This is a genomic window from Micromonospora sp. NPDC051196 (assembly GCF_040682415.1).
Lineage (GTDB): Bacteria > Actinomycetota > Actinomycetes > Mycobacteriales > Micromonosporaceae > Micromonospora.
In genome coordinates, this window is record NZ_JBFBAY010000016.1 from 38004 (window position 1) to 54673 (window position 16670).

The window sequence follows — 16670 nt, forward strand, 5'->3', positions numbered from 1 at the left end:
CGACGTTCTCCGATCAAATTTCGAGTTCACAGGCGCCGGCCGCGGCCGACACGCAGGTCTGCACGCGTACGCCGTCGCCCGGCAGGGCGGTGGTGAGCTGGCCGTTGCGCAGGTCACGGACGGCGCCTTGGCGCATCGGCAGCACACAGCCGAAACAGATACCCATCCGGCAACCCGAGGGCATCAGGACACCGGCGTTTTCTCCGGCGTCGAGCAGTGGCGTCGCACCGTCGGCCTCGACGGTGACCGACGAGCGGGTGAAGGTGACCGTGCCGCCGTCACCGGCGGTGATGATGGTCGGCCGGAATCGTTCGGTGTGCAGCCGGTCGGTGGCGCCCCGCGCGGCCCAGTGCTGCTCGACGGCGTCCAGCAGACCGACCGGGCCACACGCCCAGGTCTCGCGCTCGGCGTGGTCGGGCACCAGGGTGTCGAGTTCGGCCACGTCCAGCAGACCGTCGACGGCGGTGTGCCGCTCCACCAGCCGGATGACCCCGCGCGCGGCGAGGTCGCGCAGTTCCGCGCCGAACACCACGTCGGCCGAGGTCGGCGCGGAATGGATCAGCACCACGTCGCTGCCGGTGAGCAGGCCGCTGCGCAGCATCCCGGCGACCGGGGTGATGCCGCTGCCGGCGGTGAGGAACAACACCCGCGACGGCGCCGGCTGGGGCAGGACGAAGTCACCGATCGCCTGGTCGAGCTGCACGATGGTGCCGGGGCGTACCCGTCGCACCAGGTAGTTGCTGACCACCCCGTCGGGGATCGCCTTGACCGTCACCGAGATCGGCTCGGTCCGCCCGCCCGGCGCGGACGTCACCGAATAGGCCCGCCACAGACGTACGCCGTCGACGTCGACGCCGAGCCGGATGTACTGTCCCGGCACATGGCCACGCCAACTGCGGCCGGGCTGGATCACCACGGTCGCCGCGTCCGGGGTTTCCGGGTGCACGGCGACGATGCGCCCGCGCAGGTCGGCGCCGGCCCGCAGCGGGGCGACCAGGTCGAGGTAGTCCCCGGGCAGGACCGGCGTGGTCACGGTCTCGGCGAGCCGCCACAGGCGGCGCCGGAGGGACCCTTTCGTGCTCGCTGGCGGAACGGTGGCGGCCATACAACGATCGTCCCGGCGCGCTGGCATAAAATCTTGGCCAGCGAAGGTAAAGCGATCCATCCCTTTTGTGCGGGGAGAACAACGTGGCGGAAAACTCCGGAACAACTGATCGGGTGGCCCGCCTCGAGCTTGAGCGGCGGGTGGCCCGCGAACTGGTTGACCGGCTACCGCTGGTCGCCGCGCGGACGGTCAGCGCGATCACGGCCGAGGTGCCCAGCTACTCCGGCACCCTGACCGGACAGATGCGGGACAAGATAGAGAACGCGGTGCAGATCGCGTTGGGCACGTTCCTGCAACTGCTCGAACGTCCGCACGCCAGCACCGCCAGCACCCCGCTGGTGCCGGCGTTGGAGGCTGCGTACGCCCTCGGCAGCGGTGAGGCCCGGTCCGGTCGCAGCGTGGACGCGTTGCTGGCCGCCTACCGGATCGGCGCCCGGGTCTCCTGGCGGGAGATGGCCGCGGCCACCGTGGCGCTCGGGCTGCCCGCAGCCACCGTCGCGGAGTTCGCCGAACTGATGTTCGCCTACATCGACGAGCTCTCCGCGGCCAGCGTGGCGGGGCACGCCGACGAGTTGGCCAGCGCCGGCCGGGCCCAGCGACGCAACCTGGAACGGCTCACCCAGCAACTGCTCGCCGGTGAGCCGGAGGAGGTGCTGCTGCGCAGCGCCGAGCGGGCGGACTGGCCGGTCCCGGAGACGCTCACCGTCGCGTTGCTGCCGCAGGCGAAGCTGCGCGGCGCGCTCGCGCTGCTCGACGAGCACACCCTGGAAAGCAGCGAGGAGCTGCCCGCCGGTGAGCCCGGCGAGGAGACGGTCGTGCTGCTGGTGCCGGACATGCACGGTGACCGGCGACGCCAACTCGCCCGGGTGCTGCACGGCCGCCGCGCGGTGCTCGGCCCGGCCCGACCGTGGGCGCAGGTCTGCTCGTCGTACCGGCGGGTGGTGCGGGTGGTCGGCCTGGGCATCGCCCAACCCGCCGACGGTGAGCCGCTGGACACCGACCGGCACCTGGCCGAACTGCTGCTCAGCGCCGACATGGAGGCCCTGTCGGATCTGCGCGCCCGGGTCCTGCAACCGCTTGCCGAGTTGCCCGCGGCCACCGCGGAACGGCTCACCGAGACATTGCGCTCCTGGCTGCTGCACCAGGGACGGCGCGACGACGTCGCCGCCGACCTGTTCGTACACCCGCAGACGGTGCGCTACCGGATGGGGCAACTGCGCCAGCTCTACGGCGAACGGCTCACCGATCCACGCAACCTGCTCGATCTCACGGTCGCGCTGGCGCTGCCGGCCGGGACAGCCCCGGCGAGCTGACCGGACCGAGGTCACTCCAGGGTCCGGGGCCCGAGCAGGCGGATCTCCTCGACGTCCAGCCGGGCCTCCAACTCACGCTGGACGGCAGCGTCGATCTGCCGGCGGTCCCGCAGCCGGGTGATCTCGCGCCGCTTGTGGTCGAGCACCGCCAGGCGCAGCTGACGCTCGGCCTCCCGGGCAGCCGCCGTCTCGTCCTGCGGCTCGGACCGGAGCACGTCGAGGTGGCTCTCGTACTCGTCCTGGATCCGCCGTACCGTGTCCGGGTCGGCGCCGACCCGGTCGGCGATGTCCGGCAGGGCGTGCAGGGTCTGCCGGATGGCGTGGGTCTGTGCCTGCCGCTTCTCGTCGGCACGTTCCGGGTCTCCGGACAGCTTGGCCCAACTCATCAGCAGCGGCAGGGTGGTGCCCTGCACGAGCATGGTCACCAGGATCACCGCGGCGACACAGAAGATGATCAGGTCCCGGTCCGGAACCGGGTCACCGTTGACGGTCAGTGGGACCGCGAGCACCGCCGCGAGGGAGACCGCGCCACGGAACCCGGCCCAGCCGGCGACCGTACGGACCCGCCAGTTGACCCGCCGCTCCCGACCGATCTTGCGTCGGTCCACCAGCCGGGCGACCAAGGCCGTCAGGTGCAGGCAGAGCATCCGGACCACCACCAGAACCACGGCCACCACCAGCGCGATGACGATCGCGCGGGTCAACGCCAGACTGGTGACCCCGCGCGTCACCCGGGGAATCTGCATTCCCACCAGCACGAAGAGTCCGCCGTTGATGAGGAAGGTGGTCAGGTCCCAGAAGGACAGGGCCAGCACGCGGGAGCGGGCCCGGATCACCCGAGGACTGGCGTAGGCGAGAAGCAGCCCGGAGACCACCACCGCGAGGACCCCGCTCTCGTGGATGGCGTCGGCGAGGAAGAAGGCGGCGAACGGGGTGAGCACGCTGACCGCGCCCTCCCGCAGGGGATCGTCCAGGCGCTTGCGGATTGCGATCACCACGATGCCGACCAGCAGGCCCGCCGCGATGCCACCGAGGAAGGACAGCCCGATCCGCTCGACCAACTCGAAGGCATTCGGTGCCGCACCGCCGCCGAGCAGGCCGAGCGCCACGGCGAACAGCACCAGAGCCGTACCGTCGTTGATCAGGCTCTCGGTGTGCAGGGTGGTGAGCAGCCGCCGGGGCATCCGCTTGGCCAGCCCGGCCACCGCCGCCGCGTCGGTCGGGGCGAGCACGGCGCCAAGCACCCAGGCCACCGCCGGGTCGATGCCGAACCGCTGCACGACCAGGGACACCGCCACCATCGTGATGCCGACCAACCCGATCGCCAACAGGGCGATGACCACGATGTTCGCCCGAACCTCCCGCAGGCTGGTGGTCAGGCTCTCCCGGTAGAGGATGGCCGGCAGGAACAGCAGCAGCACCACCTCCGGGGCGAGCACCACGTGGGAGAACGGCGGTAGCAACGCCAGCAGGGCACCGAGACAGATCAGCAGCACCGGCGGCGCGACCCGGTACCGGCCGCCGAGGGTCGTACCGATCAGTACGGTGACACCAAGAGTGATGACCAGCAGCAGTTCGCGCACGTCGCCCCCCGTTCGTCGCCCACCACATGGTGGTACGCCGAACGCCCGCCCCGGGTCGATTCACCCGATGGTCGCGGTCCCCGCAGACCGGCTATCGGCCAGCGGTCAGGTCCTCCTCGATCCGCCGGGCGGTGGCCAGCAACGGTGGCAGCAACTCCCGGCGGATCGCCTCGAAGGTGCCGCGGCTGGCGTGGGCGGAGACGTTGACCGCGGCGATCACCGTGCCGTCGTCGGCGTGGATCGGGGCGGCCAGCGAGCGCAGCCCCTCCTCCAACTCCTGGTCGACGATCGCGTATCCCTGGTTGGCGATCCGGTTCAGGGTGGTACGCAGCTTCGCCGGGTCGGTGATGGTGCGCCGGGTCAGCGGTCGAAACTGCGCCGTGGCGAGGTAGTCGTCCAGCCAGTCGGCCGGCTGGGCGGCGAGCAGCACCCGCCCCATCGAGGTGGCGTACGCGGGGAACCGGGTGCCGACACTGATCCCGACCGTCATGATCCGCTTGGTGGGCACCCGGGCGACGTAGACCACCTCGTCACCGTCGAGGACGGACACCGAGCAGGACTCGTGCACCTGCGCGACCAGCGCCTCCATGTGCGGCTGGGCCACCTCCGGCAGGCTCAGGCTGGACAGGTAGGCGTAGCCGAGGTCGAGGATGCGTGGGCGCAGGGCGAACAGTCGCCCGTCGGTGTGCACGTAGCCCAACTCGACCAGGGTGAGCAGGAAGCGGCGGGCGGCGGCCCGGGTCAGCCCGGTGGCCCGGGCCACCTCGCTGAGGGTGAGTTGGGGATGCTCGGCGTCGAACGCGCGGATCACGGCCAGGCCACGCTCCAGTGACTGGACGAACTCCCCCGATCGCGCCGCGTCGGTCACTGGGCCTCCTGCCGCAGGGTCTCCTGAGCCACCTTGAACGCCCGGTTCGCGGCCGGTACGCCAGCGTAGACGGCGACCTGGAGCAGCACCTCGCCGACCTCCTGCGGGGTCACTCCGTTGCGCAGCGCGGCCCGTACGTGCATCGCCAGTTCCTCGTCATGGTGCAGGGTGGCCAGCACGGCGAGAGTGATGCAGCTGCGGGTACGCCGGTCCAGGCCGTCCCGGGTCCAGATCTCGCCCCAGGCGTACCGGGTGATCAGATCCTGGAAGTCGGCGGTGAACTCGTCGGTGTTGGCCACGGCCCGGTCGACGTGCGCGTCGCCGAGCACCTGCCGCCGGACCGCCATGCCGGCGGCGTGTCGCTGCTGGTCGGTCACGGGTTCGTCCCGCCTTCCGGTTCGAAGTGGGCGCGCAGCAGCCGGGCCACGGCGGCGGGCTGTTCGACGTTGGCCAGGTGTGCGGCGTCGTCGACGATGGCCAGCCGCGCGGACGGGATCCGTTCGGCGATGTCGGCGGCGTGCGCGGGCGGGGTGGCCGGGTCGTCGGCGGCGCCGATCACCAGGGTCGGTGCGCGTACGGCCGCCAGGTCGGCGCGCAGGTCCATGGCGGCGATCGCCTCGCAGCAGGCGGCGTAGCCGGCCGGCGGGGTGGCGGTCAGCATGTCCCGGTAGCCGGCGACCGTGTCGGGGCGGGCGGCGGCGAAGCCCGGGGTGAACCAGCGGGTCACCACGGTGTCGGCGATGGCATCCAACTGGCCGGCGCGGACGCTGGCCGCCCGGGCCCGCCAACCGTCGGCCGGGCCCAGGTAGGCCGAGGTGCACAGCAGGGCGAGCCGGTCGATCCGCTCGGGGGCGTGCGCGGCCAGCCACATGCCGACCATGCCGCCGAGGGAGAGCCCGGCATAGTGCGCGGACCCGACCGCCAGGTCGTCGAGCAGCCGCAGCACCTCCCGGCCGAGCAGGTCGATGCGGTACGGCCCGGCCGGCACCGGCGAGCCACCGTGACCGAGATGGTCGTAGCGGACCACCCGGAACCGGGTGGCCAGGGCGGCCACCTGTGGCTGCCACATGGCGCCGGTGGTGCCCAGGGAGCTGCCCAGCACCAGCACTGGCGCATCGGGCGGCCCGTCGACGGTGGCGTGCAACCTCACCCGGTCCCCCGATCGTGTACGTCCAGGGCGCGGTCGACGAGGGCGGTCGCGCTGCCGAGCCACCCGGCCGGATCCAGCGCCGCGTCGATGTCGGCCTCCGACAGGTGCGCCCGGATCTCGGAATCGGCCAGCAGGGCGTCGCGGAAGCAGGCGCCGGTGGCGGCCCGGGCGACCAGGTCGTGGGCGGCGGCGCGACCCAACGCCGGGGCCAGCCGGGCGGCAACGGCCTCGGCGAGCAGCAGGCCACCGCTGGCGTCGAGGTTGGCCCGCATCCGCTGCGGGTGTACGCGCAGGTCGGTCAGCATCCGGGCGGTACGGGCGGCGGCTCCGCCGGCCAGGTGTACCAGTTCGAGCAGGGGTTCCCATTCGGCGTGCCAGCCGCCGGTGGCCCGTTCGTGTTCCTGCCCGGCTGCGGCGAACAGGGTGCCGACGAGTCCGGGGCTACGCCGGGCGGCGGCGGTGACCAGGACCGAGTCGACCGGGTTGCGTTTGTGTGGCATGGCCGACGAGCCGCCGCGTCCCGTACCGCCCTCGCCGACCTCGCCGACCTCGGTCTGGGCGAGCAGGCCGACGTCGAGGGCGACCTTGCCGGTGGCGGCGAGCAGCCCGCCGAGCGCCGCGGCCAGATCGAGCACCGGCTGGCGGCGGGTGTGCCAGGGCAGTGGGCTGGTCGCCAGGCCCAGGTGGGCGGCGAACCGTTGCGCCACCGCCAGGCCGGCCGGCCCGTACCCGGCGAGGGTGCCCACCGCACCGCCGAGCTGCGCGGGCAGCGCGTCGCACGCCCGCGCCAGCCTGGTCCGTGCCTCGTGCAGGCCGAGCAGCCAGCCGGCCGCCTTGAGCCCGAAGGTGGTGGGAGCGGCCTGCTGGCCGAGGGTGCGGGCCACCATGACGGTGTCGCGGTGGGCGCGGGCGAGCCCGGCGGCGGCGTCGGCGGCGACCTCGACGTGGCGCAGCAGCGGCACGGCGGCCCGGGTGACCACCAGGGCCAGGGCGCTGTCGAGGACGTCCTGGCTGGTGGCGCCGTGGTGCACCCAGGCGCGGGCCGGTTGCGCGACGGCGGCGGTCAGCTCGCGCACCAGCGGGACGACCGGGTTGCCGGCGGCTTCGGCGGCTGCGCCGAGCGCCGCCGGATCGTACCGGTCGGCGTGGCAGTGCCGGGCGATCTCGTCGGCGACCGTCGCGGGCAGCAGGCCGGCGTCGGCGGTGGCCCGGGCGAGCGCGGCCTCGGTGTCCAGCATCGCCTGCAACAGGCGACGGTCGTCGAGTTCGACGTCGACGTCGGCCGCGCCGGACAGCCCGCGCAGCAACGCCTCAGACGGCGAAGAAGACGGTTTCATGCTCTCCCTGCAGACGGATGTCGAACTGGTAGCCGTCCGCGGACGGCCGGGCCAGGAGCGTGTCGCGGCGGCTGGGGTCGACGGTACGCAGCACCGGGTCGGCGGGGTTGGCCGGCTCGTCCGGGAAGTAGATCCGGGTCACCAGGCGGTGCAGCAGCCCACGGCCGAACACCGACAGGTTCAGGTGCGGCGCCTCGGTCTCGCCCTCGGAGGTGGGCAGTGGTCCTGGCCGGACGGTGTGCAGCGCGTACCAGCCCTCGGCGTCGGTGTCGACGCGGCCGAAACCACGGAAGCCGGGCACGGTGGTGGGGTGGGCGCCGCGCGGGTCGTCGGGGTGGTCGAAGCGCCCGTCCGGATCGGCCTGCCAGCTCTCCACCATCGCGTCGGCCACCGGGCTGCCGGTGCCGTCGAAGATCCGGCCACGGATCCAGAACGCGCCCGGGGTGCCCTCGGGCACCACGTACGGGCCGTCGGGCCAGTGCAGGCCGATGTGCAGGTACGGCCCGACGGTCTGGGCGGGCGTGACGCCCAGGCGCTCACTCATCGTCCTCGTCCTCGTCCTCGAAGGGGGTGGCCTCCCGGCCCCGCAGCACGATGTCGAACCGGTAGGCCAGCGCCCATTCCGGTCGGGTGGCGGCGTGGTCGTAGCGGGCCACCATCCGCTCACGGGCCTGCGGGTCGCGGACCGAGTTGAAGATCGGGTCCTGGGAGAACAGCGGGTCGCCGGGGAAGTACATCTGGGTCACCAGACGCTGCGTGAACGCCCGGCCGAACAGCGAGAAGTGGATGTGTGCGGGCCGCCAGGCGTTGTCGTGGTTGCGCCACGGGTAGGCGCCGGGCTGCACGGTGACGAACTCGTAGCGTCCCTGGTCGTCGGTGAGGGCACGGCCGACGCCGGTGAAGTTGGGGTCCAGCGGTGCCGGCCAGTTGTCGATGGCGTGCCGGTAGCGGCCGGCGGCGTTGGCCTGCCAGATCTCCACCAGGGTGTGCGGCACGGCCCGGCCGTCGCCGTCGACCACCCGGCCGTGCACGATGATCCGCTGCCCGAGGGGCTCGCCGTCGTGCTGCCGGGTCAGGTCGTGGTCGAGTTCACCGAGACGTCCCTCGCCGAGCAGCGGGCCGGTGATCTCGGTGAGCCGCTGCGGCAGATAGCTGAGCGGCTGCTGCGGGGCGCGCGTGACGGTGGAGCCGTAGCCGGGGCTGAGCAGCGGCGGGTGGGCCTCGACGTCGTCGCGCCGGTAACCGGGCAGCACCAGCTTCCGGGTGGTCTCGCTCATTGGTTCCCCTTCAGGCTTGCCGTACGACAGCTCATCAGTGCGCGGCCTGCTTGGTGGCTTCCAGGGCGCGCAGCACGGTGAGTTCGTCGGTGGTGGGTGGTTCGCCGGTGGTCAGGTCGTCGGCGACGGCCAACGGCCAGCCGGTGGCGGCGCGGACCTGTTCCACGGTGACGCCGGGATGCAGCCGGGTGAGGGTGAGTTCGCAGGTCACCGGGTCGGCCGCCAGCACACCCAGGTCGGTGATGACGGTCTTCGGGCCGCCGCCGCGCAACCCGAGCCGGGCCCGGTCGCCCGGACCGGCGCCGTAGCCGACCGAGGTGACGAAGTCGACCCGGTCGATGAACGTACGCAGGCTCTGCCGGACGACGACCACCACCTCGCCGCAGGAGGCGGCGATCTCCGGCGCGCCGCCGGCACCGGGCAGGCGTACCTTCGGGTCGGTGTAGTCGCCGCCGATGACCGTGGTGTTGATGTTGCCGTACCGGTCGAGTTGCGCGGCGCCGAGGAACCCGACGTCGATGCGGCCGGGTTGCAGCCAGTAGTTGAAGACCTCGGGAACGGAGACCACCGCGTCGGCGGTGTCGGCGAGCACCCCGTCGCCGATGGACAGCGGCAGCCGGTCGGGCTTGGCACCGAGGCAGCCCGACTCGTAGATGAGCACGAGGTTCGGGGCGTGGGTGACCCGGGCCAGATTCGCCGCCGTGCTGGGCAGCCCGATGCCGACGAAGCAGGCGGTGCCGTCGCGCAACTGTCGGGCGGCGGCGACGGTCATCATCTCGTCGGCGCTGTAGTCGGCGCTCACGCCGGTACCTCCGTGTCGAGCACGTGCCGGGCGATCCAGTCCTCGAAGCTGCCCCGCTCCCGGCTGATCGCGTCCCAGGCCAGGTAGAAGTCGTTGTCCCGCACCGAGTAGCCCTGGGTGTACGACGGGTGCGCGCCGTCGGGTACGTGCGCGACGGCGGTGACGGCCCAGCCCGGCAGGAGCACCTGGCCGGGTACCGGCGTCAACTCGTCGACGATCTCCTCGACGGTGACCAGCGACCGCTGCGCGGCCAGCACCGCCTCCTTCTGCACGCCGGTGATGCCCCACATCTGCACGTTGCCGGCGCGGTCGGCGCGTTGGGCGTGCACCACGGTCACGTCGGGTCGCAACGCCGCCACAGCGGTCAGGGTCTCCCCGGTGAACGGACACTCGACGGGGCGGATGTTGGTGGTGTGCCTGGGCAGGTCGGTGCCGGTGTAGCCGCGCAGCACGGCGAACGGTAGGCCGCTGGCACCGGCGACGTACCGGTTGGCCATTCCCGCGTGGCTGTGTTCCTCCAGTTGCAGCGGGACCGGCCAGGAGTTCTGCACGGCGTCACGGAAGCGGTGCAGGGAACCGACACCGGGGTTGCCGCCCCAGGAGAAGACCAGCCGACGGGCGCAGCCGGCGCCGATCAGCTGGTCGTAGATGACGTCGGGGGTCATCCGGACCAGGGTCAGGTCGCGCCGTCGCTGTCGGATGATCTCGTGGCCGGCGGCGAACGGGATGAGGTGGGTGAATCCCTCCAACGCCACCGTGTCCCCGTCACGGACCAGTTCCGCGACGCCGTCGGCCAGCGAGACGAGCTTCGCCATCAGCTTCCGCCCTCCGGGGTCCAGGACCGCCGCCGATGTTCGGCATGCGGACTCGCGTACACATCTCGAACGTAGTGGCCCGGGCCGAGGTCCGTCAACGCGTCGGATTCCGGTGCGCGGAATGTCCAGGGCATCCGTTGACGGGCCCGACGAGCCCGTGCCATGTTCTGAACGAGAACGATTGTTCGGCTTCCGAACAGCCTGTGGAGCGCTCCTCTCGGACCAGCCCACCCCCGGCAAGGAGGATGACCATGTCCCTGCTCGACACCGGCATCTGGCACGGCACGCTCTACAGCGACGGCTGGGTGGAGGCGTTCACCGAGACGCAGTGGCTGACCGTGCAGGGTGACATCACCCGCTACCCGTTCTGAGCCGGGCGCAGCGATGGCGGGTGGCAGCCGCTCCCCCGGCGCCTCGGTGACCTCACGGGTGCTGGCCGTGCTCGGCGCGTTCGACGCGGCCCATCCGGCGTTGACGCTCAGCGACATCGCCCGGCGCAGTGGGCTGCCGCTGGCCACCACGCACCGGCTGGTCACCGAGTTGGTGAGCGGCCGGGCGTTGTCGCGCGCCGTCGACGGGACCTACCGCATCGGCGTACGGCTGTGGGAGATCGGGCTGCTCTCGCCGCTGCACGGCCAACTGCGTGAGGTGGCGCTGCCCTACCTCCAGGAGTTGCACACCACGGTCCAGGAGAACGCGCACCTGGCGGTCCGGGACGGCGACGAGGCGCTCTACGTGGAGAAGGTCACCGGTCACCGCTCGGTGCCGACCGTCTCCCGGGCCGGGGGTCGCCTGCCGCTGCACGCCACCGGGGTCGGCAAGGCGCTGCTGGCGTACGCCCCACCTGAGGTGATCGCCGCGCACCTGCGAGGGCCGTTGCGCCGCTGCACCCCGTACACCATCACCGAGCCGGGCCGGCTGGCCCGTGAGCTGGCCACGATCCGCGAGCGCGGTTGGGCGCGTACCCATGAGGAGATGTCCCTCGGCTCCTGCTCGATCGCCGTCGCGGTCCGTGGGCCCGACGGCGCGGCACTGGCCGCGATCGGCGTCGTCGGGCACAGCCTGGGCACCGCACCGCAGCGGCTGGTCCCGGCGCTGCGGGCGGCGGCCGACCAGGTGGCGGCCCGGCTGGCCGACGCGCAGCAGCCGTACCCCGCGCACCGGACGAGCGCCTGACACGACGGGCGGACTCCTGAAGCGGCAGGTGGGCTTGACGGGACGAGCGGCCGGCGGGTGAAGCAGCGGCGGGCGCGTCGGCGGCGTGACGTCTGGACGGCGGAGGTCGGCTTTCCACTGAGTGGAAACCGACAGCGGCGCCCCGGGTCGGCAGCGGGCAGGCTGAGGACGGGCGACGGGGTTGCCGGCGCACGGATCGAGGAGGCACGGATGCGTACCCAGGTCGGCATCGTCGGAGCGGGACCGGCCGGTCTCATGCTGTCGCACCTGCTGCACCGGCACGGCATCTCCTCGGTGGTGCTGGAGAGCCGCAGCCGGGAGTACGTGGAACACCGGGTGCGCGCCGGAGTGCTCGAACAAGGCTCGGTCGACCTGCTGCGCGACACCGGCCTGGGGGCCCGGCTGGACCGCGAGGGCCTGCGGCACGAGGGCATCGAGCTGCGCTTCGACGGCGAGTCCCACCGGGTGGCGATGACCGAGCTGACCGGCCGGGCGATCACCGTGTACGGGCAGCAGGAGGTGGTCAAGGACCTGATCGCCGCGCGGCTGGCCGCCGGTGGCACGATCCTGTTCTCCGCCGAGGCCACGCGCCTGTCCGGCCTGGAGTCGCCGTCGCCGGTGGTGCACTACCGGCACGAGGGACGCGACGAGGAACTGCACTGCGACTTCGTGGTCGGCTGCGACGGCTTCCACGGGGTGAGCCGCTCGGCGGTCCCCGACGGGGTGCTGCACACCTACGAACGCACCTACCCGTTCGCCTGGCTGGGCGTCCTGGCCGCCGCCGCACCGGCGGTCGAGGAACTCATCTACGCCCACCACGAACGGGGCTTCGCCCTCTACAGCATGCGCTCGCCGGAGATCTCCCGGCTGTATCTCCAGGTCCCCGCCGACGAGGACATCGCCGACTGGCCCGACGAGCGGATCTGGGCCGAGCTGCGGACCCGGTTGGAGACCGTGCCAGGCTGGACCCTCAACGAGGGACCGATCCTGGAGAAGGCGATCACCCCGCTGCGCAGCTTCGTGGTGGAGCCGATGCAGTGGCAGCGGCTCTACCTGGCCGGCGACGCCGTGCACATCGTGCCGCCCACCGGCGCGAAGGGCATGAACCTGGCACTGGCCGACGTGGCGCTGCTCGGGGACGCCTTCGCCGCCTGGTACGCCGACGGTCGCACCGACCTGCTCGACGACTACTCGCGTACCGCCCTGCGTCGGGTCTGGCGGGCTCAGCAGTTCTCCTGGTGGATGACCTCGATGCTGCACCGCCTCGACGCCGACGACCCGTACGAGGCGAAACTCCAGTCGGCGACGTTGCGCTACCTGACCACCTCCCCCGCGTACGCCACCAGCCTCGCCGAGAACTACGTCGGGCTGCCGCTGGTGTGAAGGAAGGGCACCTTATTAACGCCTCGGGTAGAGGAAGGGCCCCTTTTTAACGGCAGTCGGGCTGGCCGGGTGAGCGGCGGCGTGCCGGACACAGGTGGCGGGAACCGGAGTCTCCTGCTGTCCGACTAGGTACGCGAAGCGGCGGGCATCCGGGCGAGGCGCAGCATCACTGACCCGAAGGGCACGGGCCAGGTCCGCAAAAAGGCCCCTACTCCGATCGGAAAAGTGTATGTCTCTGACCGACGTTTCCGGCCCACCGACGCCGGAGCCCTCCCCCGCACCGTCCACTGTCGAGCCGCTGCCGGGTCGGCCGCAGCGGCGCCCGTCCCCGCTGGCGGCGCTGCTGGTCCGGCTGCACTTCTACGCCGGCATCCTGGTCGCCCCGTTCCTGGTGGTCGCCGCGCTGACCGGCCTGGCGTACACCGTCACGCCGCAGGTGGATCGGGCGCTCTACGGCGACCGGCTGACCGTGACCGTGCGCGGCGAGCAGCCGCGACCGCTGGCCGAGCAGGTCACCGCGGCGCGGGCCGCCCACCCGGACGGCAGCCTCGTCGCCGTGTCGCCCGGCACCGGGGACCGTACGACGCGGGTGGTCTTCGCGCTGCCGGAGTTGGGCGACAAGCAGCACACCGTCTACGTCGACCCGTACACCGGCGCGGTGACCGGGCAGCTGACCACCTGGTTCGGCTCCACCCCCGTCACCACCTGGCTGGACGACCTGCACCGCAACCTGCACCTCGGCGACCTCGGCCGGCACTACTCGGAGATCGCCGCGAGTTGGCTGTGGGTGCTGACGCTCGGCGGCCTCGTCCTGTGGTGGCGCCGCCGCAACGCCGGACGGGGTCGGGTCAAGCACCTGCTGGTACCGGACCTGGCGACCGGGCGGGGAGTACGACGGACCCGGGGCTGGCACGCCACCCTCGGTGTCTGGCTCACCGTGGGGTTGCTCGTGCTCTCGGCGACCGGGCTGACCTGGTCCCGGTTCGCCGGGGGGAACTTCTCCGCCGGCCTGACCGCGCTCGACGCCGCTCGCCCGGCCCTGTCGACCAGCCTGACCGTGACACCCGCCGACGGTGGCGGGGAGCATCACCACGGCGGGGCACCCTCGGCGGCGGCCGATCCGGCGACCTTCGACCGGGTTCTAGCGGTGGCCCGGGACGCCGGTTTGGACGGGCCGGTCGAGATCAGCCCGGGCGAGGCCGGGAACGCCTGGACGGTCGCCCAGACCGACAACACCTGGCCGGTCGGACTGGACCGGGCCGCGGTGGATCCTGAGGCCGGTACGGTGACCGCGCGTAGCGACTTCGCCGACTGGCCACTGTTGGCCAAGCTCAGCGCGCTCGGCGTACAGGCGCACATGGGTGTGCTCTTCGGCCTGGTCAACCAGATCCTGCTCGCCGCCCTCGCCGTCGGCCTGTGCTGCGTGATCGTCTGGGGCTATCGGATGTGGTGGCAACGCCGCCCCACCCGGGCCGACCGGCGGGCCCTCGTCGGCGCCCCACCTGCCCGGGGTGCCCTGGGCGGGCTGCCCCGGTGGGCCCTGCTGCTCGGCGTACCGGTGGTCGGCGCGGTCGGCTGGGCCCTGCCGTGGTTCGGTGTGACGCTGCTCGGCTTCCTGGCCGTCGACATGGTCCTGGGCCTGGTGGCCCGACGACGCGCCGACCGGCCCGCGCCCGTCGGCAGGTAAGGCGGGTGATCGACTCCGTTTCGGCGCAGTGGCGGTAACTGGGTTCCCCTGACCCCGCCATCGCGCCGGAACGGAGCCGATCACCACGGTCGATTCGGCGCGGGGCATGGCGCGCGACGGCGTCAGCGGGTAGAAAGACCTTCATCCATCGACCTGCACACCGCGACACCGTTCCGCTCGGCGGGAGAGCGCTCTCACACCGAGATCCACCAGGTCGTCGGGCGCGGTACGCACCCGACGGGAAGGACACGTTCATGCCGACCCACGCACACCGTCCACGGCTCCGGCGGGCACTGGCCTTCGGGCTCGTGCTGGCCACCGCCGCCGTGGCCACCAACACCCCGGTCAGCGCCGGTCCACCCCGACCGGTCACCCCCGACTTCGGGCCTAACGTCACGATCTTCGACCCGGCCATGCCGGTCAGCCGGATCCAGGCCATCCTGGACGCCGCCCACGCGGCTCAGGTCGACAACGAGATGGGCACCGCCCGGCACGCGTACCTGTTCCGGCCCGGCAGGTACGGCACCGCCGAGCAGCCGTTGCAGATCAAGGTCGGCTACTACACGGAGATCTCCGGGCTGGGCGCCTCCCCCACCGACGTGGTGATCAACGGCAAGATCGAGGCGTACAACCGGTGCCTGACCGAGGGCGGCACCGGCAACTGCATCGCGCTGGTCAACTTCTGGCGTACGCTGTCCAACCTGTCGCTGCACGTCAACGCCGCCGGTCAGGACGACTGCCGTGCCTCGGCCAACTTCTGGGCGGTGTCCCAGGCGGTGTCGATGCGCCGGCTCGACATCAGCGGCGGCGGCCTGTCGCTGATGGACTACTGCACCAACGGGCCGCAGTACGCCAGCGGCGGCTTCATCGCCGACTCCCGGCTGCCGGCCACCACCAACGGTTCCCAGCAGCAGTGGCTGACCCGCAACAGCGAGGTCGAGAGCTGGTCGAACGGTGTGTGGAACCAGGTGTTCGCCGGGGTCGTGGGCGCGCCCGACGACGCCGGTTTCCCCGACCCGCCGTACACCACCCTCGACACCACCCCGGTCAGCCGGGAGAAGCCGTACCTGTTCGTCGACGCCAAGGGGAAGTACCAGGTCCGGGTACCCGCCGCCCGGCGCGACACCCGGGGTATCACCTGGGCCGAGGGTCTGACGCTGGGGCGGACGATCCCGATCGGCGACTTCTTCGTCGCGAAGCCGTCCGACCCGGTGCACGTGATCAACTCGCAGCTCGCCCGGGGCAAGCACCTGCTGCTCACCCCCGGGGTGTACGACGTGGCCCGCAGCATCGAGGTCCGTCGACCGGACACGGTCGTGCTCGGCATCGGTCACGCGACCCTCACCGCCGTCAACGGGGCGGTGCCGCTGGACGTAGCCGGCGTGCCCGGCGTGGTGATCGCCGGAATCACCGTCGACGCCGGCCTGAAGGAGTCACCGGTGCTGCTGCGGGTCGGCCGCAAGCACGGCCGTGACCACAGCACGCCGAAGAACCCGACCACGCTGTCCGACGTGTACTTCCGCATCGGCGGCCCGCACATCGGCAAGACCGACACCGCGTTGGAGGTCAACAGCGATCACGTCCTGATCGACCACACCTGGGTGTGGCGGGGTGACCACGGCGTCGAAGGATTCACCGAGGGCGTCAACGGCGACACCGACCGCTGGCGCACCAACACCGGACGCTACGGCGTGATCGTCAACGGCGACCACGTCACCGCCACCGGCCTGTTCGTCGAGCACTTCCAGCGGTACAACACCGTCTGGAACGGCGAGCACGGCACCACGATCCTCTACCAGAACGAGCTGCCGTACGACCCGCCGACCCAGGCCGACTGGCGCAACGGCAAGGTCAACGGGTGGGCCGGCTACAAGGTCGGCGACCGGGTCCGCCACCACAGCCTGCACGGCGGCGGGGTGTACGTGTTCAACCAGAACAACCCGTCGATCCGGACCGAGAACGGCTTCGAGGTGCCGGTACGTCCCGGTGTCCGGCTGCGGCACATCATGACGGTCAACCTCAGTGCCGGCACCATCGACCACGTGGTCAACGGCGTCGGTGAAGCCGCCGACATGACCCGCGTCGGCGCACCCGTGTACATCAAGCAGTACCCGTTAGGGCGGTAAGGAAGGGCCCCTTCTTAACGCCTCCGGTAGAGGAAGGGGCCCCTCTTA

The 16670-nt window shown here is 72.0% G+C and carries 15 protein-coding genes; 5 read left to right on the forward strand and 10 right to left on the reverse strand.

The window, feature by feature from the left end; genetic code table 11:
* Positions 1-13: 13 nt before the first annotated feature.
* The gene (locus AB0M35_RS24675) at positions 14-1105 is read right to left on the reverse strand and encodes a ferredoxin reductase (protein WP_363748189.1); all 1092 of its coding nucleotides are present in this window, start codon (positions 1103-1105) and stop codon (positions 14-16) included.
* A gap of 83 nt (positions 1106-1188) precedes the next feature.
* Here AB0M35_RS24675 and AB0M35_RS24680 point away from each other — a divergent pair, with 83 nt between their 5' ends.
* Positions 1189-2418, forward strand: coding sequence for a helix-turn-helix domain-containing protein (locus tag AB0M35_RS24680; RefSeq protein ID WP_363748190.1), 1230 nt, complete (start codon positions 1189-1191; stop codon positions 2416-2418).
* An 11-nt stretch (positions 2419-2429) separates the two neighbouring features.
* On the opposite strand, the gene AB0M35_RS24685 is transcribed toward AB0M35_RS24680, so the two are convergent.
* From AB0M35_RS24685 to AB0M35_RS24725, 9 genes are all read right to left on the reverse strand, one after another.
* Entirely contained in the window at positions 2430-4001 is a 1572-nt protein-coding gene (locus tag AB0M35_RS24685; protein WP_363748192.1) for a Na+/H+ antiporter, read from the reverse strand.
* A gap of 91 nt (positions 4002-4092) precedes the next feature.
* A complete protein-coding gene (locus tag AB0M35_RS24690) occupies positions 4093-4869 on the reverse strand; it encodes an IclR family transcriptional regulator (RefSeq protein WP_363748194.1) in 777 nt (258 codons plus the stop codon).
* On the reverse strand, positions 4866-5246 hold the full coding sequence (gene pcaC, locus AB0M35_RS24695; protein WP_363748196.1) for a 4-carboxymuconolactone decarboxylase: 381 nt from the start codon (positions 5244-5246) through the stop codon (positions 4866-4868). Before pcaC ends, AB0M35_RS24690 begins: the two co-directional genes overlap by 4 nt.
* On the reverse strand, positions 5243-6019 hold the full coding sequence (pcaD, locus tag AB0M35_RS24700) for a 3-oxoadipate enol-lactonase (protein WP_363748198.1): 777 nt from the start codon (positions 6017-6019) through the stop codon (positions 5243-5245). The genes pcaC and pcaD overlap by 4 nt, the downstream gene beginning before the upstream one ends.
* On the reverse strand, positions 6016-7356 hold the full coding sequence (gene pcaB, locus AB0M35_RS24705; RefSeq protein WP_363748200.1) for a 3-carboxy-cis,cis-muconate cycloisomerase: 1341 nt from the start codon (positions 7354-7356) through the stop codon (positions 6016-6018). Before pcaB ends, pcaD begins: the two co-directional genes overlap by 4 nt.
* On the reverse strand, positions 7331-7900 hold the full coding sequence (gene pcaG / locus AB0M35_RS24710; protein ID WP_363748202.1) for a protocatechuate 3,4-dioxygenase subunit alpha: 570 nt from the start codon (positions 7898-7900) through the stop codon (positions 7331-7333). The genes pcaB and pcaG overlap by 26 nt, the downstream gene beginning before the upstream one ends.
* Positions 7893-8633 carry a protocatechuate 3,4-dioxygenase subunit beta gene (pcaH, locus tag AB0M35_RS24715; RefSeq protein ID WP_363748204.1) on the reverse strand — a complete coding sequence of 247 codons (741 nt, stop codon included), beginning with the start codon at positions 8631-8633 and terminating at the stop codon, positions 7893-7895. The genes pcaG and pcaH overlap by 8 nt, the downstream gene beginning before the upstream one ends.
* Before the next feature lie 34 nt (positions 8634-8667).
* The gene (locus tag AB0M35_RS24720) at positions 8668-9408 is read right to left on the reverse strand and encodes a CoA-transferase (RefSeq protein ID WP_363748259.1); all 741 of its coding nucleotides are present in this window, start codon (positions 9406-9408) and stop codon (positions 8668-8670) included.
* Between the two features lie 23 nt (positions 9409-9431).
* A complete protein-coding gene (locus tag AB0M35_RS24725) occupies positions 9432-10250 on the reverse strand; it encodes a CoA-transferase (RefSeq protein WP_363748206.1) in 819 nt (272 codons plus the stop codon).
* 384 nt (positions 10251-10634) lie between these two features.
* On the opposite strand from AB0M35_RS24725, the gene AB0M35_RS24730 reads away from it, so the two are divergent.
* From AB0M35_RS24730 to AB0M35_RS24745, 4 genes are all read left to right on the forward strand, one after another.
* Positions 10635-11426: an IclR family transcriptional regulator gene (locus AB0M35_RS24730; RefSeq protein WP_363748208.1), complete on the forward strand. Its 792-nt coding sequence runs from the start codon at positions 10635-10637 to the stop codon at positions 11424-11426.
* A gap of 210 nt (positions 11427-11636) precedes the next feature.
* Positions 11637-12809 carry a 4-hydroxybenzoate 3-monooxygenase gene (locus AB0M35_RS24735; protein ID WP_363748210.1) on the forward strand — a complete coding sequence of 391 codons (1173 nt, stop codon included), beginning with the start codon at positions 11637-11639 and terminating at the stop codon, positions 12807-12809.
* Between the two features lie 229 nt (positions 12810-13038).
* Entirely contained in the window at positions 13039-14496 is a 1458-nt protein-coding gene (locus AB0M35_RS24740) for a PepSY-associated TM helix domain-containing protein (RefSeq protein ID WP_363748212.1), read from the forward strand.
* A 254-nt stretch (positions 14497-14750) separates the two neighbouring features.
* Entirely contained in the window at positions 14751-16622 is a 1872-nt protein-coding gene (locus AB0M35_RS24745; protein ID WP_363748213.1) for an adenylyl cyclase, read from the forward strand.
* The last annotated feature ends 48 nt before the right edge of the window (positions 16623-16670 follow it).

Excerpts from the sequence above, each read along its gene's own strand:
- AB0M35_RS24675 (WP_363748189.1), bottom strand. The coding sequence starts at position 1,105 with ATGGCCGCCACCGTTCCGCCAGCGAGCACGAAAGGGTCCCTCCGGCGC.
- pcaB (WP_363748200.1), bottom strand. The coding sequence starts at position 7,356 with ATGAAACCGTCTTCTTCGCCGTCTGAGGCGTTGCTGCGCGGGCTGTCC.
- pcaG (WP_363748202.1), bottom strand. The coding sequence starts at position 7,900 with ATGAGTGAGCGCCTGGGCGTCACGCCCGCCCAGACCGTCGGGCCGTAC.
- pcaH (WP_363748204.1), bottom strand. The coding sequence starts at position 8,633 with ATGAGCGAGACCACCCGGAAGCTGGTGCTGCCCGGTTACCGGCGCGAC.
- AB0M35_RS24720 (WP_363748259.1), bottom strand. The coding sequence starts at position 9,408 with ATGATGACCGTCGCCGCCGCCCGACAGTTGCGCGACGGCACCGCCTGC.
- AB0M35_RS24725 (WP_363748206.1), bottom strand. The coding sequence starts at position 10,250 with ATGGCGAAGCTCGTCTCGCTGGCCGACGGCGTCGCGGAACTGGTCCGT.
- AB0M35_RS24730 (WP_363748208.1), top strand. The coding sequence starts at position 10,635 with ATGGCGGGTGGCAGCCGCTCCCCCGGCGCCTCGGTGACCTCACGGGTG.
- AB0M35_RS24735 (WP_363748210.1), top strand. The coding sequence starts at position 11,637 with ATGCGTACCCAGGTCGGCATCGTCGGAGCGGGACCGGCCGGTCTCATG.
- AB0M35_RS24740 (WP_363748212.1), top strand. The coding sequence starts at position 13,039 with ATGTCTCTGACCGACGTTTCCGGCCCACCGACGCCGGAGCCCTCCCCC.
- AB0M35_RS24745 (WP_363748213.1), top strand. The coding sequence starts at position 14,751 with ATGCCGACCCACGCACACCGTCCACGGCTCCGGCGGGCACTGGCCTTC.